The sequence below is a fragment of the Pseudomonas salicis genome (assembly GCF_057128705.1).
In genome coordinates, this window is record NZ_JBSKHU010000004.1 from 369,665 (window position 1) to 388,647 (window position 18,983).

At 61.3% G+C, this 18,983-nt stretch carries 16 protein-coding genes and 1 pseudogene; 10 read left to right on the plus strand and 7 right to left on the minus strand.

The annotated features are described in order from the left end of the window. The first annotated feature begins 189 nt into the window (after positions 1-189). The gene (gene ddlA, locus ACWKWE_RS16475; RefSeq protein ID WP_483851124.1) at positions 190-1,281 is read left to right on the plus strand and encodes a D-alanine--D-alanine ligase; all 1,092 of its coding nucleotides are present in this window, start codon (positions 190-192) and stop codon (positions 1,279-1,281) included. Further along, positions 1,278-1,682: an NUDIX hydrolase gene (locus ACWKWE_RS16480; protein ID WP_166593500.1), complete on the plus strand. Its 405-nt coding sequence runs from the start codon at positions 1,278-1,280 to the stop codon at positions 1,680-1,682. Before ddlA ends, ACWKWE_RS16480 begins: the two co-directional genes overlap by 4 nt. 143 nt (positions 1,683-1,825) lie before the next feature. Here ACWKWE_RS16480 and metR read toward each other — a convergent pair whose 3' ends face one another. Next, positions 1,826-2,743 carry a transcriptional regulator MetR gene (metR, locus tag ACWKWE_RS16485; protein WP_166593499.1) on the minus strand — a complete coding sequence of 306 codons (918 nt, stop codon included), beginning with the start codon at positions 2,741-2,743 and terminating at the stop codon, positions 1,826-1,828. Between the two features lie 190 nt (positions 2,744-2,933). Here metR and ACWKWE_RS16490 point away from each other — a divergent pair. The 7 genes and pseudogenes from ACWKWE_RS16490 to ACWKWE_RS16520 all read left to right on the plus strand — a co-directional run. Then, a pseudogene (locus ACWKWE_RS16490) lies at positions 2,934-3,569 on the plus strand (5-methyltetrahydropteroyltriglutamate--homocysteine S-methyltransferase); the annotation flags it as partial. A gap of 379 nt (positions 3,570-3,948) precedes the next feature. After that, positions 3,949-4,941, plus strand: coding sequence for an alpha/beta fold hydrolase (locus ACWKWE_RS16495; RefSeq protein WP_483851125.1), 993 nt, complete (start codon positions 3,949-3,951; stop codon positions 4,939-4,941). 171 nt (positions 4,942-5,112) lie between these two features. Continuing rightward, positions 5,113-5,781: a DsbA family oxidoreductase gene (locus ACWKWE_RS16500; RefSeq protein ID WP_483851126.1), complete on the plus strand. Its 669-nt coding sequence runs from the start codon at positions 5,113-5,115 to the stop codon at positions 5,779-5,781. Between the two features lie 170 nt (positions 5,782-5,951). Continuing rightward, positions 5,952-6,665 carry a GntR family transcriptional regulator gene (locus tag ACWKWE_RS16505; RefSeq protein WP_166593495.1) on the plus strand — a complete coding sequence of 238 codons (714 nt, stop codon included), beginning with the start codon at positions 5,952-5,954 and terminating at the stop codon, positions 6,663-6,665. Continuing rightward, positions 6,662-7,678: an ADP-ribosylglycohydrolase family protein gene (locus ACWKWE_RS16510; RefSeq protein WP_483851127.1), complete on the plus strand. Its 1,017-nt coding sequence runs from the start codon at positions 6,662-6,664 to the stop codon at positions 7,676-7,678. The genes ACWKWE_RS16505 and ACWKWE_RS16510 overlap by 4 nt, the downstream gene beginning before the upstream one ends. Before the next feature lie 180 nt (positions 7,679-7,858). Continuing rightward, a complete protein-coding gene (locus ACWKWE_RS16515) occupies positions 7,859-9,328 on the plus strand; it encodes a purine-cytosine permease family protein (RefSeq protein ID WP_341959579.1) in 1,470 nt (489 codons plus the stop codon). Next, positions 9,318-10,247, plus strand: coding sequence for a PfkB family carbohydrate kinase (locus ACWKWE_RS16520; RefSeq protein WP_483851128.1), 930 nt, complete (start codon positions 9,318-9,320; stop codon positions 10,245-10,247). Before ACWKWE_RS16515 ends, ACWKWE_RS16520 begins: the two co-directional genes overlap by 11 nt. A 133-nt stretch (positions 10,248-10,380) precedes the next feature. Here the strand turns inward: ACWKWE_RS16520 and ACWKWE_RS16525 are convergent, their stop codons facing one another. The 6 genes from ACWKWE_RS16525 to ACWKWE_RS16550 are packed head-to-tail and all read right to left on the minus strand — an operon-like array spanning position 10,381 to position 17,677. After that, on the minus strand, positions 10,381-11,778 hold the full coding sequence (locus tag ACWKWE_RS16525) for a sigma-54-dependent transcriptional regulator (protein WP_483851129.1): 1,398 nt from the start codon (positions 11,776-11,778) through the stop codon (positions 10,381-10,383). Then, a complete protein-coding gene (locus ACWKWE_RS16530; protein ID WP_483851130.1) occupies positions 11,775-13,544 on the minus strand; it encodes an ATP-binding protein in 1,770 nt (589 codons plus the stop codon). The genes ACWKWE_RS16525 and ACWKWE_RS16530 overlap by 4 nt, the downstream gene beginning before the upstream one ends. Beyond that, complete coding sequence (locus ACWKWE_RS16535) at positions 13,544-14,668, minus strand: GNAT family N-acetyltransferase (RefSeq protein ID WP_166593490.1); 1,125 nt, start codon at positions 14,666-14,668, stop codon at positions 13,544-13,546. The genes ACWKWE_RS16530 and ACWKWE_RS16535 overlap by 1 nt, the downstream gene beginning before the upstream one ends. Before the next feature lie 3 nt (positions 14,669-14,671). Then, positions 14,672-15,595 carry an alpha/beta hydrolase gene (locus tag ACWKWE_RS16540; protein ID WP_483851131.1) on the minus strand — a complete coding sequence of 308 codons (924 nt, stop codon included), beginning with the start codon at positions 15,593-15,595 and terminating at the stop codon, positions 14,672-14,674. Next, on the minus strand, positions 15,592-16,986 hold the full coding sequence (locus ACWKWE_RS16545; protein WP_483851132.1) for an aspartate aminotransferase family protein: 1,395 nt from the start codon (positions 16,984-16,986) through the stop codon (positions 15,592-15,594). The genes ACWKWE_RS16540 and ACWKWE_RS16545 overlap by 4 nt, the downstream gene beginning before the upstream one ends. Then, positions 16,979-17,677, minus strand: a complete 699-nt coding sequence (locus ACWKWE_RS16550; RefSeq protein WP_166593488.1) for an MtnX-like HAD-IB family phosphatase — start codon at positions 17,675-17,677, stop codon at positions 16,979-16,981. The genes ACWKWE_RS16545 and ACWKWE_RS16550 overlap by 8 nt, the downstream gene beginning before the upstream one ends. Before the next feature lie 376 nt (positions 17,678-18,053). Here ACWKWE_RS16550 and ACWKWE_RS16555 point away from each other — a divergent pair, with 376 nt between their 5' ends. After that, the gene (locus tag ACWKWE_RS16555; RefSeq protein ID WP_483851133.1) at positions 18,054-18,920 is read left to right on the plus strand and encodes a fatty acid desaturase family protein; all 867 of its coding nucleotides are present in this window, start codon (positions 18,054-18,056) and stop codon (positions 18,918-18,920) included. The last annotated feature ends 63 nt before the right edge of the window (positions 18,921-18,983 follow it).

The window sequence follows — 18,983 nt, forward strand, 5'->3', positions numbered from 1 at the left end:
AGCAGAAGAGAAAGGGGGCCATTGTACCCGCGCGGGCTCCGTTAATCGCGGCCACATTGAAAATGCCGGGTGAATCGTGCCAATCCTGCGCTTTACACGTCTGCATTCCGTCAACCAAACGCCCTCGGGGCTGGACTAACGGCGCAAATTGCTTTTGACTCTGCGACCTGAAATCCAGGAGTTTCCCCTTTGAAAAAGTCAGTCGCCATCGTTTTCGGTGGGCAATCCTCCGAACATGAAGTGTCGTTGCAATCGGCGCGCAACGTGATCAATGCGATTGATCGCAACAACTACTACATCACCCTGATCGGCATCGACAAACAAGGCCACTGGCTGCGTTTCGACGAGCGCGACTACCTGCAGAATGTCAACGACCCTGCGCACATCAAACTCAGCGAGTCGGGGCGTCTGCTGTCCCTGAGACCGGGCACCAAAGGCCCGCAATTCGTTGAAGTGGAAACCGGTCTGGACGTGCCGCGCATTGACGTGGTGTTCCCCCTGATCCACGGCAGCACCGGCGAAGACGGCGCGCTGCAAGGCCTGTTGCGACTGCTCGACATCCCGTGCGTCGGCCCTGATGTGCTGGGCTCGGCGGTGTGCATGGACAAGGACGTGACCAAACGTCTGCTGCGTGACGCGGGCATCGCTGTGGCGCCGTTCGCCGTGCTGCACCGGGGCGAGTCGGTGGATTTCGTCAGCGTGTCCGCACAACTGGGATTGCCGCTGTTCGTCAAACCGGCGAGCCAGGGTTCGTCGGTGGGCGTGAGCAAAGTCACCGATCAAGCCAGCTACGACGCTGCGTTGAAACTCGCCTTCGACTACGACAACAAAGTGCTGATCGAGCAGGGCATCGTCGGTCGCGAGGTGGAATGCGCCGTGTTGGGCAACCACGAACCGCAAGTCAGCGTGTGCGGTGAAGTGGTCGCCAACGACGAGTTCTACGCCTACGACACCAAATACCTGAACGACGGCCAGGCGCGTATTGCGATCCCTGCCGATCTTCCGACAGACCTGAGTGATGAAGTCCGAGAGGTCGCGTTGCAGGCCTATCGCGTGCTCGGTTGCGCAGGGCTGTCGCGGGTCGATTTCTTCGTCACTGAGGCGCGGGAAATCATCATCAACGAGGTCAACACGCTGCCCGGTTTCACCTCTATCAGCATGTACCCGAAACTCTGGCAGGCCAGCGGACTGGGCTATCCGGAGCTGATTGATCGCTTGATCGTGCTGGCGCTGGAGCGTGCCGATGAGGCCCGCGCCTTGAAAACCGAGGTGGTGCTGTGAAGGTCATCCGCATCGCGGCGGCGTTGCTGATTGGCGCGGACGGGCGAACGCTGCTGGTGCGCAAACGCGGGACCCAGGCGTTCATGCAGCCCGGTGGCAAGATCGACGCGGGTGAAACCGCTGCCGTGGCGTTGGCGCGAGAGCTGAACGAAGAGCTGGGCCTGTTGGTTGAGCCAGAGCAGGCGCAGTTTCTGGGCGAGTTTTCGGCGGTGGCCGCGAATGAGCCGGGCTTTGAAGTGAACTGCCAGTTGTATCGGCTGGACGTTGACCAAGCGGTCGTGCCTGCGGCGGAGATCGAGGAAATCGTCTGGGTCGACGCAGAGCGTGTTGATCACCTGCACCTCGCGCCGTTGACCCGGGATTCGATTTTGCCGTTGTACCGGTCTCTTCAAATCGCCTGACGTGTCCGGAACTCAACGCAGGTCAAACCTGTGGGAGCGAATTCATTCGCGAATGAAGGAACATCCGACACATGTTTATCGGTTGTACCTCCGTCTCTCGAATGAATTCGCTCCCACAGTTCAAAGCTGCGCGTGGCTGGGCCTCACCTCACCGCGCTCACCCCATCCAGCGTCGAGAACGACGTGTCTTTTGCGGTCAGCAGGAAGTCGCGCATGTACGGTGCGTCGAGCATATCGGCGCGAATCGCCGCGTACAGCGTCGCGAACAGCCCTTTCTCACCCAGCCGCTTGGCTTTCACATAACCCCGCGAGCTGTATTCATGCAGCGCCCAGTGCGGCATCCCACACACCCCTCGGCCGCTGGCCACAAGCTGCATCATCATGACGGTCAGCTCCGACGTGCGTACTTGCGCCGGTTCGATGTCGGCCGGTTCCAGAAAGCGCGTGAAAATGTCCAGACGATCCCGCTCGACCGGGTAGGTGATCAGGGTTTCGCTCGCCAGGTCTTCCGGCACCACGAACGGCTTGCTCGCCAGCGCGTGTTGATTGGCCACCGCCAGCATGGCTTCGTAGGTGAACAGCGGCACGTAGGTAATGCCTGGCAGGTCCACCGGATCGGACGTCACCACCAAGTCCAGATCGCCACGGGCCAACGCTGGCAAAGGGGCGAAGGCAAAACCCGAGGCCAGGTCCAGTTCGACCTCCGGCCATGCATCGCGAAACTGGTCGATGGTCGGCATCAGCCACTGAAAGCAGCTGTGGCATTCAATGGCCATGTGCAAGCGGCCCGCCACGCCACCGGCCAACCGCGAAATGTCGCGTTCGGCGTTGCGCAGCTGCGGCAGCACCGAATCAGCCAATTGGAGCAGTCGCAGGCCCGCGCTGGTAAACCGCACCGGCTTGGTCTTGCGCACGAACAGCGGCATGCCCATGCGCTCTTCCAACTCCTTGAACTGGTGGGACAGGGCTGACTGCGTGAGGTGCAGCCGGTCAGCGGCATCGACCAGGCTGTCAGCCTCGCGCAGCGCATGCAGGGTTTTCAGGTGGCGTATCTCAAGCACCGGGGCGCTCCATGAATGAATTTTGTGATCAACACGAAAACAATGAGTTTGTCTCATGCGGGGTGAAGTGTCGACAATGGCGCCATCTTTTGTAGGAGACGTCATCATGGCCTCGGCCCATACCCTCGAATTCGCACCCCTTCAAGCGGGTCTTGAATTGAAGAAAGCCATTGAGGCCTATTGGAGAGACGATGCCAGCTACCTCGACCGGGTCCCGGAATTCACTCGGGACCAGCGTTTCGAACTCAACATGGACTCACCACTCGATGAAGTGGAAGAGGCCCGGACGCAGGGCAAACGGGTAATCATCGGCCCGCTGACTTACCTGTGGCTCGGCAAGGCCAAAGCCGGCAATTTCGACACGCTCGAATTGCTCGACCGTTTGCTACCGATCTACGGCGACCTCCTCGGGCGTCTCGCCGGACAAGGCGTTGAATGGGTGCAGATCGACGAACCGATCCTGAGCCTTGAGCTGCCACAAGACTGGAAGAACGCGTTCGAGCGCGCCTACCACACCCTGCAGTATTCGCCGTTGAAAAAGCTCATCTCGACCGATTTCGGTGGCCTGGAAGCCAACCTTGGTCTGGCAGTTTCCCTGGCCGTGAATGGCCTGCATGTGGACTTGGTGCGCGCTCCAGAGCAATTGCCTACGCTGCTGGACCGGTTGCCGACCTATAAAGTGCTGTCCCTGGGCGTGGCCACTGACCTCAACGTCTGGCGCTGCGATCTGCGCGTCGCCCGCGAGCTGTTGAGCGAGGCTAAGGCGCGATTTGGGGAGAACCTGTGGATCACGGATACGGGCGCATTGCTGGTTAACCACGTCGATCAGAACGCGGCTTAAATGTCGGTTTGGCATCCGCAAACGTTCTTCCGGCTGCTGTTGAATCCCTGTTCGAGCACACCGGGGAAGTGAGGCTGCTGCGGATTTAACTGTGGGAGCGAATTCATTCGCGAAAAATCGGCCGGGCGACGCACATGTGTCGTCTGCACCGGCCAATCGCGAATAAATTCGCTCCCACAGCACTATGTGCTTTGCCAAATTCCTCAAGGGTACTGCGCACTGCTCTTGCTTGCCGCTTGCCGCTTGCCGCTCAAAAAGCGCCGTTCAGCCCCCTTCATCAAAATGTCACGCAACTGTGGCAGCGCGCTTTGGAAAACTTCATCAGACTCGCGGCCTACTGGGGTTCTGCGTTTCGGTGTTTTTCATGCGGTTTCTATTTTTCCTGGCTGCGCTCATGTGCAGCTTGCCGTCTTTTGCGGCCTCTCGATGCGACGTCAACGTTCCCACGCAAGTGGCCGAGCTCGATGAGGTACACCTGGCGTATCAAAGCGTCGGTCGCGATTCGGACCCTGCGTTGCTGCTGGTCATGGGCCTCGGCGGCCAGTTGATCCACTGGCCGGACGAGGTGGTCGTCGCGCTGTGTCAGCAAGGTTTCCGGGTGATTCGTTACGACAACCGTGACGTTGGCCTGTCGACATGGGTGCAGGCGCCCGCCACCGCCAACCTCACCTACGAAGTCCTGCGCTACAAGATCGGCCTTCCGGTGTCGGCGCCGTATTCACTGACCGACATGGCGCAGGACGCTTTGGGTCTGATGGACGCGATCCACGCTCAGCGGTTTCATGTGCTGGGCGCGAGTATGGGCGGGATGATCGCTCAGCACCTGGCCGACATGGCGCCGAAACGGGTTGAAAGCCTGACCCTGATCATGACCAGCTCCGGCGCACCGGGCCTGCCGATGCCAAGTCCTGCATTGCTGCAATTGCTCGCCCGTCGCGGCGCACCGGACCGTCAAACGGCGCTGGAGCAACAGGCGGATTTGCTGGCGGCGCTGGGCAGTCCGGAAGTCAAAGACGATCGCCAGAAGCTGTTGCAGCAGGCGGCGATTTCCTACGACCGAGCGTTCAACCCTGAAGGGGTGAAGCGGCAGATTCTGGCGATCCTGGCTGAACCGAGCCGCGTCGAACTGTTGAATCGCCTGCGGGTTCCGACGCTGGTGGTGCATGGCACAGCCGATCCGTTGCTGCCGGTGATGCACGGCATTCACGTCGCCGCGCATATTCAGGGCAGTCAGTTGAAGCTGATTCCTGGCTTGGCGCATCGTTTCCAGGAGGCGTTCAAGGCGCCGTTACTTGCGGCGGTGTTGCCGTATCTGCGTGAGCATCGCGAGGATGCGTCCCACGTCGCCCAGCTCTAGACAGGCAAGCCGCAAGAGCGCTGTAGGAGTGAGCTTGCTCGCGATTGCGATTCAGCAGGCGCAACGAGGTTGTCTGACAGGGCGCAATCGCGAGCAAGCTCACTCCTACAGGTTTTTCGCTCGACGACAGAGGCGTATCGTGCACCTTTTCCGCTTTGGAACGAGGCTGCCATGAGTACTCCACTGAAAATCGATTTTATCTCCGACGTCGCCTGCCCCTGGTGCATCATCGGTCTGCGGGCGCTGGATCAGGCGCTGGAGCATCTGGGCGACGAGGTCCAGGCGCAGATTCACTTCCAGCCGTTCGAACTGAATCCGAAAATGGGGCCTGAAGGCCAGGACATCTTCGAACACATCGCCCAGAAGTACGGCTCCACACGTGAGCAATACCAAGCCAACGCCGAGAACATTCGTCAGCGCGGTGCCGAGTTGGGCTTCGTGTTCAAACAGGGCGACCGACGCGTTTACAACACCTTCGATGCCCACCGCCTGATTCACTGGGCTGAAGGGGAAGGCAAGCAGCACGCGCTGAAAGAAGCGCTGTTCACGGCCTATTTCAGCCAGCACGCCAACGTGTCTTCCCACCAAATACTGGCTGACGTCGCACAGAAGGTGGGTCTGGATCGCACACGCGCCGAAGCCATTCTTTCGTCTGACGAATACACCGCCGAGGTGCGGGAGCTTGAACAGCTGTGGGTCTCTCGTGGTGTCAGTTCGGTGCCGACCATCGTCTTCAACGACCAATACGCGGTGTCCGGTGGTCAACCGGTCGACGTTTTCGTCGGTGCCATTCGTCAGATCATCAGCGAACAATCGAGTGTCGTTAACGACGCCCAATGATCGACTACGCTGAGTGACGTCGTTGCGAGCGACCTTGTTCCAGAGGGATCTTCAAAGCATCCAGCTGGGGCAAAGTCGGTCGCAACTTGACGTAACAGATGTAACAAATCTCTGATTGCAAATTAAAAATAGCTTGCTCCTACCAACCCTTTTCGGATATCAATTTGTACATGATTAGACAGGTTCGATTTGACAAGAAAAAACGCGTAGTCGATGAGCTGGCGCGCCGTATTGAAACCGGTCAGATGGGATCGGGCGAATTGTTGCCGGGTGAAAACTTGCTGGCCCAAGAGTTCAACGTCAGTCGCGGCACGCTGCGTGAAGCGCTGTCCGAGCTCAAGCGTCGCAACTACATCGCAACGCAGACCGGCGTCGGCTCCATCGTGACCTACGACGGTATTTCGCTGGACCAGCGCGCCGGGTGGGCGCAGGCATTGGCCGACACCGGTGCGAAGGTCAGCACCGAGATTCTGCGGCTGGTGACGGTGCAACGGCCTGACCTGGCCGTACGATTCGGCACGGCGGATTTCGTCGCGCTGGATCGGCGCCGCACGGCAGGCGACGGCAGCGTGGTGTCACTGGAGCGGGTATTGATCCCGGCCGTCGATGGCCTGGAAAACCTGCCACAGCACGGGCTGATCGACGATTCACTGACCGTGACCATGGCCGCCCACGGTTACGTCGGGGATCGCGGCGATCAATGGATCGGCGCTGAGCCCCTGAGCAACGATGACGCAGCGCTGATGTTGCGTGAACCGGGCACCGTATTTCTCAAAGCGACACGAACCACGTTCGACCGCCGCGAGCGTTTCATGGAGCACGTTGAGAGCCTTCTGGACCCCGTGCATTTTCGTCTGCATCTGGCATTTGGATCGACTACATGACGGCATTGATCGACACTCGCGACCGCGCACTGGCCGCCTTTTATGGCCTGGCTTTGGGAGACGCGCTGGGCATGCCCACGCAATCCCTGAGTCGCGAGCAGATCAAGCAGCGCTTCGACCGGATCACCACCCTGACCGCGGCCGACGCCGATCAACCGATTGCGCCGAACATGGTCGCCGGGTCGATCACCGATGACACCGAACAGGCCGTGTTGGTGGCTGAATTGTTCATTGCCGGGGGAGGGCTGATCCGTCCTTCAGACCTGGCGCAGAGCCTGATCGACTGGGAAGCGGTGATGCAGGCGAAGGGCTCGCAAGACCTCCTTGGCCCTTCGACCAAACGCGCCATCGAAATGATTCTGGCAGGCCACAGTCCGGAAGAGGCGGGCCGCTTCGGCACCACCAACGGCGCGGCCATGCGCATCACACCGGTCGGGATCGCGGCAGACGTGGCCGATGAGCAGCAGTTCGTCGAGTCAGTGGTGCAAGCCTGTCAGGTCACGCACAACACCACCCTTGGCATTTCCAGCGCAGCCGCTGTGGCAGCCGTCATCTCAGCGGGGATCAACGGCGTCGGCCTCGGTGACGCGCTGGACATCGGCGCGCGGATCGCCGAGCGGGCCGAGCGCCATGGTCACTGGATCGCGGGAGGACGCATCTCGGCCCGCATCGTCTGGGCCAAACAGCTTTGCGCTCAAGTGAGCAACGAACAACTGCCCGATCTGATTTATGACGTGATCGGCACGTCGGTGGCGTCTCAGGAATCAGTCATCGCCGCGTTCGCGCTGGCGCATCAGGTTGCGTCCGGCCAATTGTCGGCGTTCGATGCGTTGTGCATGGCGGCCAGTCTCGGCGGCGACACGGACACCATCGCGGCGATCCTCGGGGCCATGTTGGGCGCGTGTCATGGCATGCACGCCTGGCCCGCCGATCTGATCGAGCAGGTCCAGGTGGTGAACGGGCTTGAGCTTTCCACGCTGGTCGAACACTTGTTGTCCCTGCGCGCGGCTTGACCGACGCGGGCACGTCCGCGTGCCGAATTGAATAAGAGATATCCACATGTCGCCTTGAATATTAAGGCGACCGGGGGTTCCTGCGCCTCGCGAAAGGCGCGATAACCTCCACCTGACACGGACGTCACTTGCTTTGCGTACTGCCCACAACCAGAACAAATGGCAACAGGAGCATTTCCCATGACGTCATCCAACGCCGCACAAGGCGCAGGTCAGCTTGAAACACGCGGCATCGAGCCGGTTCCGGAAAACGAGTGCAACGGCCATCCGCTGCAACTGTTCTGGGTCTGGTTCGCGGCCAACATCAGCATTCTCGGTTTGCCGCTCGGCGCGACCCTGGTGGCTTTTCGCGGGCTTTCCATTGGGCAGGCCATCATCGTGGCGATCCTCGGCGCTGCGGGCTCCTTTGCCGTCGTCGGGGTGATTTCCATCGCCGGCCGCCGAGGCCGTGCGCCGAGTCTGACACTCTCACGCGCCATCTTCGGCATGCGCGGCAACATCGGCCCTACCATCGTTTCGCTGATGTCCCGCCTTGGTTGGGAAACGGTCAACACCACCACGGCAGCGTTCGTGCTGCTGTCGCTGTGTTCGATCCTGTTCGGCACGGCGGTCGAGGCTAAAAACTCGCCCGTCCTGACCCTGATCTTCATTGCGATTTTCGTGCTGATGACCCTCACCGTTTCCGGCCTGGGCCACGCGACCTTGCTGGTCATCCAGAAGTGGGCGACGTACATCTTCGGCGCGTTGAACATCGTGGTGGGCGGGTTCCTGATTGCGCACATCGACTGGAACGCCGTGTTCGCTGCGACGCCTGCACCGGTCAGCGCGATGATCATCGGCGTCGGCACCATGGCCGCAGGCACCGGCATCGGCTGGGCCAACGCGGGTGCCGACATGTCGCGCTATCAGCATCGCAGCGTCAAGGCGACCCGGCTGGTGGCATCGGCCGCGTTTGGCGCAGGCATTCCGCTGGTGCTGCTGATCACGCTCGGCGGCTTGCTGTCGGTGGGCAACGATCACCTGGCCTCGGCCACCGACCCGATCATCGCCATTCGCGAGCTGCTGCCGACCTGGATGGCGGTGCCGTACCTGATCACCGCGTTCGGCGGGCTGTTGCTGTCGAACAACCTGTCGGTGTACTCGGCGGGCCTCACCACGCTGACCCTCGGCCTGAAGATCAAACGCGTGCACGCGGTGATCGTCGACATCGTGGCGATCTTCTGCGGGTCGATCTACTTCATGCTGATCGCTGACAGCTTCTACGGTCCGTTCATTACTTTCATCTCGATGCTGGCGGTGCCGATCACCGCGTGGGTCGGGATCTTCGTGGTTGACCTGCTCCATCGCCATGTCTATTCCGCGAAAGACCTGATGGACGTCTCGCCGCGCAGCGCCTACTGGTACAGCGGCGGTGTGGAATGGCGTGCGGTCGGCGCATGGGCGTTGGCCATCGTGTTGGGGTTCAGCTTCACCACCGTCGCCACCACGCCGGAAAATGTCTTGTTCAAAGGCTTCCTGTCCGACTCCTGGTTCGGCCATAACGGCTTGGGCTGGATCGTGACCTTCGTGGTCGCAGGCGGTCTGTATGCCATCCTCGGCGGTTCCCGCGACCGCCGCGTCGTCACTGAAGAGGCTGCTCATGCCCGCTAGATTGCTGTACACCGGCCAGGTCGTGGTTGACCTGGTCATGGGGCTCGACGCCTTGCCACGCTCGGGGGGCGACGTCCTCGCCCGCTCCGCGCAATTCGAGGTCGGTGGCGGTTTCAACGTCATGGCGGCTGCGTGTCGCAATGGCTTGCAGACGGTCTACCTTGGACGACACGGCGCCGGGCGGTTTGGCGATCTGGCGCGCCAGGCGCTGGCGGTGGAAGGTATAGAAGCCGCCACGCCAGTGTCCGACGATCAGGACACCGGCCTCTCGGTCGCCCTGATCGAACCGTCGGCGGAGCGCTCGTTCATTTCCTATGTGGGCGCCGAGGGCGGGTTGTCGGCTATGGATTTGAGCAGCGTTGTCGTGCAGCCCGACGACTACGTGTTCGTCAGCGGTTACAGCCTGCTGCACAAGGGCAAAGTCTCGACGCTGCTGACGTGGCTGGGCGGTTTGCCGAACGGAGCGAACGTGGTGTTCGATCCGGGCCCGCTGGTGAGCTCGCCGGAGGGCGCCGAGATGCAAGCGGTCTTGCCGATGATTACGTTGTGGACCAGCAACTGCGAAGAGGCGCTGCGGTTTACCGGGTGCGAGGGGATCGGCGATGCCCTTGAGAAACTTGCGCAGTGGCTGAACGAGGACGCGTTGATTGTCGTGCGTGACGGCCCGCAAGGTTGCTGGCTTCGACAGGGCCGTGATGCGCAGCATGTGCGCGGTTTTCCGGTGAGGGCCATCGACACCAACGGCGCGGGCGACGCCCATGCCGGGGTCTTGCTGGCAGGGCTTGCGGCGGGGCTTTCGGCGGAGCAAGCGACATTGCGGGCCAACGCGGCAGCGGCGATTGCCGTGACCCGGTGGGGGCCGGCGACCGCGCCTGTGGCCGCAGAGGTCGACGCGTTGATCAAGGCAGATGAGGGCTAAATCTGTGTGAGCGAATTCATTCGCGAGGGGCCGTTACAGCCGATACACCTTCATCGGATGTACAACCGCATCGCGAAAGAATTCGCGCCCACAGGTGTTGTGTCCGGGCCGGTAATCGGGGCGAGCAGGGCCGTTAGCGCACAATCTTGTCCACATGAATCTCCAGTTTCTTCAGCCGATACCAGAAGCTGCGTTCGGAGATGCCGATGAGTTGTGCGGCGGCGGCCTGGACGCCGTTGGTTTCTTGGAGGGCGGCGAGGATGTAGGCTTTTTCGACTTCCGCCAACGCGGCGTCGAGGTCTTTGGGGATGCCGGGGCCTTCGCTGAGAATGCTCACGGTCGACGAAGACGACTGCCGTGCACCAAACAGATAAGCCGGTAAATCCGACTCTTCGATGGTCGGCGTCGAGGCCACGATAGTCGCGCGTTCGACGCAGTTTTGCAGTTCGCGGATGTTGCCCGGCCACGTGTAGTTGGCCATGGCCAGCAGCGCTTCGGGGCTGAAACCGGTGATGCGTTTACCTGCCGTGGCGCCCAGCACGTGGGCGAAATGCCGGGCCAATGATGGGATGTCCTCGGTCCGTTCGCGCAGGGCGGGCAGGGGGATCGGAAACACGTTGAGGCGGTAGTACAAGTCCTCGCGGAATTCTTTGCGGGCCACCGCGTCGAGCAGGTCTTTGTTGGTGGCCGCGATCACGCGCACATCGACCTTGCGCTCCCGAGGGTCGCCCACTGGCTCGATCACGCGCTCCTGCAGGGCACGCAGGATTTTTGCCTGCAACGCCAGCGGCATGTCGCCCACTTCGTCGAGGAACAGCGTGCCCTTGTCGGCCTGTTGAAAGCGTCCGACCCGGTCCGACACCGCGCCGGTGAACGCGCCTTTCTTGTGGCCGAACATCTCGCTTTCCAGCAGTCCTTCGGGGATGGCCGCGCAGTTCACCGCGACGAAGGGTTTGTCCGCGCGGTTGCCGTGTTTGTGGATGGCCCGTGCGACCATTTCCTTGCCGGTGCCGCTTTCTCCGGTCAGCAGGATCGTTGCGCTGCTTTCACGCACCGAGTCCACCGCTTGCAGCACCCGTCGGAACGCCGGACTGTCGCCCACCAGACTCTCGATCTGCTGGTGCTCGTCCAGCTCGGCGCGCAGCCGCTGGTTGTCCCGCAGGATGTCCCGGAACTGCAAGGCCTTGTGAACGGTAACGTCCAGCTCGTCGATGTCGAAGGGTTTGCTGATGTAGTCGTAGGCGCCGTTGCGCATCGATTGCACGGCATTCTTGACCGTGCTGTAGGCGGTCATGACGATCACGGGCAGCTGCGGAAAACGCTGTTTGATTTCCGCCAGCAGTTGCGGGCCGTCCATGCCAGGCATGCGCCAGTCGCTGATCACCAGATCGATCTCTTCGCGTTCCAGCACCGTCAGGGCGTGCAGGCCGTTGCCGGCGGTGAACACCTGAATGCCGTTCTGGCTAAGGGCCGACGCCAGCAGGTCGCACAGCTTGGGTTCGTCATCGACCACCAGCACGTTATGGCTCATGCCTGTTCTCCTTCATCGGCCGGCAAGTACAGATTGAACGTGGCGCCCGCGCCCGGTTCGCTCAGGCACTCTACACGGCCATCGTGGTTCTCCATGATTGAAAACACCTTCGCCAGCCCAAGCCCCGTACCTGAGGCCTTGGTGGTCACGAACGGGTTGAAGATGCGCTCGATGATGTCTGCATCGATGCCCTCGCCGGTGTCGGACACGCTGATGCGCGTCATAGGCCTTTCGCTGTCAGCCTGACCACGGGCGATGGACAGGGTCAACTGTCCGCCGTCGGGCATGGCGTCAATGGCGTTGAGGATCAGGTTGAGACAGGCCTGGGTCAACTGCCGGGCGTCCGCGTAGACCGTGGCGCCGGGTGCCTGTTCTTCGATCAACGCGCTGACGTTGTGGTTGGTCAGCTCCGGCGCGCAAAAGCCCAGCACGTCTTCCAGCAGCCCGCGGGCGGCGAGGGTGGAACGGATCGGCGCGCTCGGTTTGGCGAAGTCGAGGAATTCGGTGATCAGGTCGTTGATCCGCGTGACCTCGGAAATCACGTATTCCAAGTGGCGCATGTCGGTTTCCGGAAGGCTGGCGCGGCGGTGCAGCAGTTGCGTGGCGGTCTTGATGATGCCCAGCGGATTACGGATTTCGTGGGCCAGCCCCATCGCCACTTCACCGAGGGTGTGCAGCCGGTCGCGCCTGCGCAGTTGCGCTTCCAGATGCTGGAGTTCGCGCAGACGTTCAGTCATGTGGTTGAAAGTCACGCTTAACTCGGCCAGCTCATCGCCGCCGATGACTTCGACCTGACGATGGTAGTCCCCGGCGGTGACGGCCCTCACGCCTTCGCGCAGGCCGCGCAAGGGGCGGGTGAGGTGTTGTGAGACCAGGGAGCCGACCCCCAGGGACAGCGCCGATCCTACCAGGAAAATCGCCAGAAACAGGTTGGTCTGATTGACCAGTCCCACCAGCGACGAGTGCCGCAACAGGCCGCTGAAAATCACCCCTTGCAGCTCACCGTTGTCGTTGAGGATGGGCGAATACAGGCCGCTGTAACGGGGTGTGGATTGCTCGCTGGCTTCCTTGGTCCTGCGCAGGATGTCCTCGATTTTTGGCGGCACCTGAGGCGGGTGATCTTCGAAACGCTGGGTGGAAAAAATCTCGCCGAACCCTTCCTTGTTGCGCAGATACAGGCGCAGGTCCAGCGAGTGCACATCGGCCACGCTGGTGAGAAAACTGCTGTCCAAGTACGTCGCGATCACCAGCTCGTAATCCACGCCGCCCTCGACGGTATGGAAGGTCGAGACCACGGTGCCCACGGCGCTGCCGCCTTCGTGAATGGTCTGCAAAACGGCCTTGGGTGCGAGGCTGATCTGGCTGACGATGTCGTCGGCGGCCGTGGAGAACATGACCTTGTGATCGTCGCTGCGGATCAGCGCCACGACGTCGATGCCCATGGCGTCCGCCACGTCGGCGATCAGCTTGTCGCGTTGGTTGCCGGTCTCGACAGTCGAGCGCGCATAGGCCTGGAACAACTGCGCGACCCGAGCGTTGTTGTGCATGATTTCGGTGGTTTCGTCGATGACGATCTTGGTCGACTCCTGCAACCAGATGCGCACGTTGCTATCGAAAATCTGCGACAGCGTGGAGGCCGCCAATTCGGCGGCGATCATCGTCGGAATCACGCTCACCAGCCAGAACGCCAAGACCAGTTTGCGTTGCACGCTCCAACGCGAGAGGGAAAACAGTGAGTGGACGGAGCGTGGCGGGAGTTCAGTCATCAATGGTCGCTTATTGCCGCCGCCAGGGCGGGATCGGATCGGTCGGGGCTGATCACGCGCTTGATCAGTTTGAGCACGGTGTTCAGCAGCCGGTTGCGGTGACGGAAAAACAGCAGGTTGGGTTCGAAGCGGCAGCCGAAACGGATCTTGCTCGCGTACCCGGCCTGGCCCGCTTCGTACACCGGGATGCGATTGTGGATGCAGTATTCGACATTCGCCAGCCAGCTGCGTGCATAGAGGTTCAGGTCCCGTGTGTGTTCGAGGTCGTGGGCAAAAATCTTGTCGATCAGGCGTTGCTCGTTCAGCAACATCAGGTTGAACGCCACCAGCCGGTTATCGACCCAGTACAACACGCAGACCGCCCGCTCGCCGAGCTGTTGGAGGATGCGGGTGAAATAGGCCGGGCCGAGCCGTTCGAATTGTAGATCACTGCGCGACAGGGTCGCTTCGTAGAGCTGCATGATGTCTGGCAATACATCGTCGATCTGCCGCCGCCATTCGATCTGCGGCGCCGGTCCGCGCAGGGTGCGACGCAGGTCCTTGCGCGTGGATTTTCCCAACGAGCCAAGGTAGGCGTCCAGCGACGTGTAGGTGACGGGCAACAACGCACTGGGCAGGCTCGGCATCACTTGCAGACCGGCGTTGCGGCAGGTGTTTGCCCACAGATGATCCTGTTGCGGCGCGTCTTTCACCGCGAGCAGGCCGATGCCCAGACCGTCGGCGTCGTGCCGCGCCCTTTGCAGCAAACGGTCGAACACCTCCTGCCGCTGCGCTGCGGGCACGTGGCTCGCGACCCCGGCATTGCAGCGCTCGGCCACGGGCGAACCCACTGCGTACAGTTGCAAGTCGAACACCCGCGGCCACAGGCGCCTGAGCTTTTCGGTCATGCGTTTGCTGGCCCCTTGCATCGTGGTGTCGAGGCTGTAGCAGGTGTAAAACGCCGGAGCGACACCCAGCAAGCGCGGCCCGTCGAACACGGCCAGGTAGCGCCAGTGAAAGCGCTCGACGCCCGCCTGTTCGACCGCCAGATAAAAATCCCAGTCTTCCAGCTGACCGGGAAAACAGTCATTCCATTCGTCACGATCAATGGACCGGATGCTGGAAAAGGCGTGGGTGCTGATCATGGTTCAGGCCAGTTGTGGATGGTCGTCGGGGGTGATCATTTCGTCATTCGCGAGGGCTTCCTGTGCCGGGATTTCCTTGCGGGGAGCACTTTGCAGCCGGGTTTCGATGAACGACGCGCTCAGGTCGATGACCTGCCGGTATTCGAGGTCCACGGTGATCATGTGATAGCAGTTGTCGAGCAGCACCTTGACCACCGGCCCGCCCAAATGCCGCTCCACGTAATCGGCGTTCCAGCGGCTGGTGATGTCGTCTTCCAGCGAATGCAGCACCAGTGCCGGCGTGGTCACCTTGGGCATGTGGCGCTTGACCACGGCAATCAGCCGATGCAGCTCGCGCACGCTGATGCCGGACATGGTCAACAGCCCCGCGTTGCTGCTTTCGCCTTCCTTCATCTGTTTTTCGACGATGGCGCGCAGTCGCGGATTCTTGATGCCGTAGGGCGACTTTTCGTTGAAGCGGCACAGGTGCACGCCGAACGGCAGCATCATGTAGAAATGGGTGAACTTGGCCACGAACGGCATGTTCCAGCCGTCGTAGCGCAAGGTCGTGGAATACAGCAGCAGCCCGGCGATTTCACCGGGGTGCTGCGCGGCCATGTGCATCGACATCACGGCACCCATCGACAGCCCGCCGACAAACACCTGAGCGTGGCGCTGGCGCACGCCGACGAAGGTGCGTCGGGCGCTTTCATACCAGTCGGTCCAGACCGTGCGTTGCAGGTCGTCGTTGTCGCCGCAGTGCCCGGCCAGGGTCGGCACGTACACTGTGCAGCCCCTGTCCGCCAGGCCCTGGGCCACTCGACGCAACTCCGTCGGGGTGCCGGTCAGGCCATGGATGAGCAATACCCCCACGGCGCCGTTGCCGAGAATGAACCCGGCATCGCCTTCGCCCATGTCGATCGCGGTGTGCGAGGGCGTCGGGCTCATCGTTTCATGGCCCGGTGCAGGAGGCGGTCGAGCAGGGCGATGCCCAGGTCGATTTCCGGGTAGCTGATTTCCAGCGACGGCGCGAGGGTGATCACGTTCTTGTAGTAACCGCCCACGTCGAGCACCAGACCCAAGCGTTTGCCGTCGATCTCGATGTCGCCTTTCATGCCTTCTTCGACCATGAAATCCAGGGTCGCCTTGTCTGGCGTGAAGCCGTCCGGCAGGCAGATTTCAGCACGCAGGGCCAAGCCCAGTCCGTCCACGTCGCCAATGATCGGATAGCGTTTTTGCAGGTCGCGCAGACCTTCGAGGAAGTATTTGCCCTTGTTCATGACCATCGCGCCGTAGTCGACTTCGGAGGTCATCTTGAACATCTCCAGACCCACGGCCGTGCCCAGCGGGTTGGACGCGAAGGTGGAGTGGGTCGAACCTGGCGGGAAGATTTTCGGGTTGATCAATTCTTCGCGGGCCCAGATGCCGCCCAGCGGGTTGAGGCCGTTGGTCAACGCCTTGCCGAACACGATCACGTCGGGTTTGACGTCGAAATGTTCGATCGACCACAGCTTGCCGGTGCGGTAGAAGCCCATCTGGATTTCATCGACGACCATCAGGATGCCGTGCTGATCGAGCACGTGCTTGAGTTCGCTGTAGAAGTTCATCGGCGGAATCACGTAGCCGCCGGTGCCCTGGATCGGCTCGACGTAAAACGCGGCGTACTCGCTCTGGCCAACTTTCGGGTCCCACACGCCGTTGTATTCGGTCTCGAACAGGCGGGCGAACTGCTGCACGCAATAGCTGCCGTATTCTTCCTTGGTCATGCCTTTCTGGCCGCGGAAGTGGTACGGGAACGGGATGAACTGCGCACGCTCGCCGAAATGGCCGTAGCGGCGACGATAGCGGTAGCTGGAGGTGATCGACGATGCGCCGAGGGTGCGGCCGTGGTAGCCGCCTTCGAAGGCGAACATCAGGCTCTTGCCGTTGCTGGCGTTACGCACGACTTTCAACGAATCCTCGATGGACTGCGAACCCCCGACGTTGAAATGCACACGACCGTCCAGGCCGAACTTGTTCTTGGCATCGACAGCGATGCGCTCCGACAGCTCGATCTTGCCCTTGTGCAGGTACTGGCTGGCGATCTGCGGCAGGGTGTCGATCTGCTGTTTCAGTGCGTTGTTCAGGCGCGGGTTGGCGTAGCCGAAGTTCACCGCCGAATACCACATTTGCAAATCAAGGTAGGCCTGATCGCTGGTGTCGTAGACGTACGAACCTTCGCAGCGGCTGAAAATGCGCGGTGGGTCGATGTAGTGAACGGTGTCGCCAAACGAGCAGTATTTGGCTTCTTTTTCCAGAAGGATCTGGTCTTCGGCGGTGGCGATGCGGATATCAGACATGGTGGAAGCGTTCCTGGGATTCGGTAGAGAGATGAGCGACCGGCGCGGGCAGGCTGTGCGGCAGGAAGGCCAGCAACGCGGGGAGTTCAGCGAAGGATTCGAAGCGCGCGTGGGGGATGCCGTTGTGCGCGCAGTGGTCGGCCAGGCGGCCTTTGGCGAAGACGAAATCAGCGGTGCTGGCCACGCACATGTCGGACTTGCCATCGCCGATCACCAACACGCGTTTGTCGTTCGGTGTGGATTTGCATTTGCAGTTGCCCGACGCGGCGCGGCAGGCGTCGCTGGCGTGGGGGAACACGATGCGCCAGCTGTTCTGGTCCACTTGCCGCAGGCCGTTGGCGATGATCGGCAACAGGGGAATCTGGTGACGGGACAGAATCCGCGCGATGCCTTGTTCGAGGCCGTCACTGACGATGTCCAGGGTGAAGCCCAGGCCGAGGACGTGTTCGACGAAGGTCGGGAAGTCCGGGTCGATGGTCACGCTGTCGAAGTAGTCCAGCAGTTGCGCGGGGTAGGCCTTGACCAGCGCGAGCTGGCGGCTGAGGCATTCACGCGAACCCATGCGACCGCTGAGCCATTCGTCTTCGATGTCGGCCCAACTGGGGTCGGCGAAGCGTTCGAGAATGTTGTCGATCACGTCGGTCGGCGTGATCGTCCCGTCGAAATCACACACGATATGCCAATGCATCATCTGCGTTTGCCTGTCTTGTCCAAAGAGAGAGCGAGGCGAGGGAGTCGCCGTGTCGCTCGTGACAGGGTAAGAGCAGGGACTGTGCCAAAGGCCTGAAAGCCCGGTGGGCAGGGGCGCTGGCGGGTGTCGACGAAAAAGCGAGGGGTGTGAAGCTACAATTTTTGTAGGTCGCTACAAACAACATCAGTGCTTGCGCTGACAGCGACCCCTGGGGATACAGGTGGGATCGGCCGCCGACAGCAGCATCGTTCGCGAGCAGGGCCGCGTCAATCCAGGCGAGCTGGACGTCGCCGTGGCGTAGCCCTTCAAGTAGCGCACGGGTTGGTCTGGCCCTTGCAATGAGCCGAAGCACTCATCGTTTTCGAGGAAGTTCTTCATGGCTCGTCCCGTTTACCGCTGGCTCGCGTATTCACTCTGGGACGTCGTCCCGATTGCCATGGCGCTGGCGCATTTCGCATTCGTGTTGTGGCTGGTCGTGGCCTTCCACAGTCTGTCGTGGTGGGCCATCGTGCCGCTGGCGCTGGTGTACGCCGTCAGCCTGTCGTGGAGCATCAACAGCATCTCGCACAACCATATTCACAACCCGTACTTCACCCATAAGCCGATGAACCGAGCGTTCGACCTGCTGCTGTCGGTGACCATCGGGTTTTCCCAGACCCTGTACCGCGACATCCACAACCGCCATCACCGGGGCAACTCGGATCGCCCCGACGAAAAGGGCGACACCGTGGACCCGCTGTCGATCTACCGCTATGGCCACAATGGCGAACCTGAGGCCCTGTGGCGTTATGTGTTCCTCAGCGCGTTTCGTGACGAGCCGAAGAGCTATTACGAAGACATGAAGCGTAAACATCCGGATGACGCGCGCTGGGCCAGGGTTGAAATCTACGTGACCCTCGCAGCCTATCTGCTGCTGGCGATCTATGACTGGCATGCAGTGTTGCTGTTGCTGCCGTTCTGGTACCTGGGGCAGTCGTTGTCTTCCCTGAACGGCTATTACGAGCACCTCGGTGGCAATCCTGACTTGCCGATCGCCTGGGGCGTGAGTTCGTACAGCGCGCTGTACAACGTCATCTGGATGAACAACGGCTACCACGCCGAACACCACTACCGTCCGAAAATGCACTGGACCAAGGTCAAGGCCTTCCACAAGCAGATCAAGGACCAGCAGCGGATGATGGGCGTGAAAGAAATCCCCGTGTCCCATGGGTTAGGTTTTTTGGTGGACCATTCCAAGACCTGACTACAGGAGAGGGGCGCGTTGCTCGCAAAACGTGAGTCACCCACGTAGACCTGTGGGAGCGAA

Coding starts and splice junctions, on each gene's coding strand:
- ACWKWE_RS16555 (WP_483851133.1), top strand. CDS start 18,054: ATGGCTCGTCCCGTTTACCGCTGGCTCGCGTATTCACTCTGGGACGTC.
- ACWKWE_RS16540 (WP_483851131.1), bottom strand. CDS start 15,595: ATGAGCCCGACGCCCTCGCACACCGCGATCGACATGGGCGAAGGCGAT.
- ACWKWE_RS16525 (WP_483851129.1), bottom strand. CDS start 11,778: ATGAGCCATAACGTGCTGGTGGTCGATGACGAACCCAAGCTGTGCGAC.
- ACWKWE_RS16520 (WP_483851128.1), top strand. CDS start 9,318: ATGCCCGCTAGATTGCTGTACACCGGCCAGGTCGTGGTTGACCTGGTC.
- ACWKWE_RS16500 (WP_483851126.1), top strand. CDS start 5,113: ATGAGTACTCCACTGAAAATCGATTTTATCTCCGACGTCGCCTGCCCC.
- ACWKWE_RS16550 (WP_166593488.1), bottom strand. CDS start 17,677: ATGATGCATTGGCATATCGTGTGTGATTTCGACGGGACGATCACGCCG.
- ACWKWE_RS16510 (WP_483851127.1), top strand. CDS start 6,662: ATGACGGCATTGATCGACACTCGCGACCGCGCACTGGCCGCCTTTTAT.
- ACWKWE_RS16515 (WP_341959579.1), top strand. CDS start 7,859: ATGACGTCATCCAACGCCGCACAAGGCGCAGGTCAGCTTGAAACACGC.
- ACWKWE_RS16505 (WP_166593495.1), top strand. CDS start 5,952: ATGATTAGACAGGTTCGATTTGACAAGAAAAAACGCGTAGTCGATGAG.
- ACWKWE_RS16535 (WP_166593490.1), bottom strand. CDS start 14,668: ATGATCAGCACCCACGCCTTTTCCAGCATCCGGTCCATTGATCGTGAC.
- ACWKWE_RS16495 (WP_483851125.1), top strand. CDS start 3,949: ATGCGGTTTCTATTTTTCCTGGCTGCGCTCATGTGCAGCTTGCCGTCT.
- ACWKWE_RS16530 (WP_483851130.1), bottom strand. CDS start 13,544: ATGACTGAACTCCCGCCACGCTCCGTCCACTCACTGTTTTCCCTCTCG.
- ACWKWE_RS16545 (WP_483851132.1), bottom strand. CDS start 16,986: ATGTCTGATATCCGCATCGCCACCGCCGAAGACCAGATCCTTCTGGAA.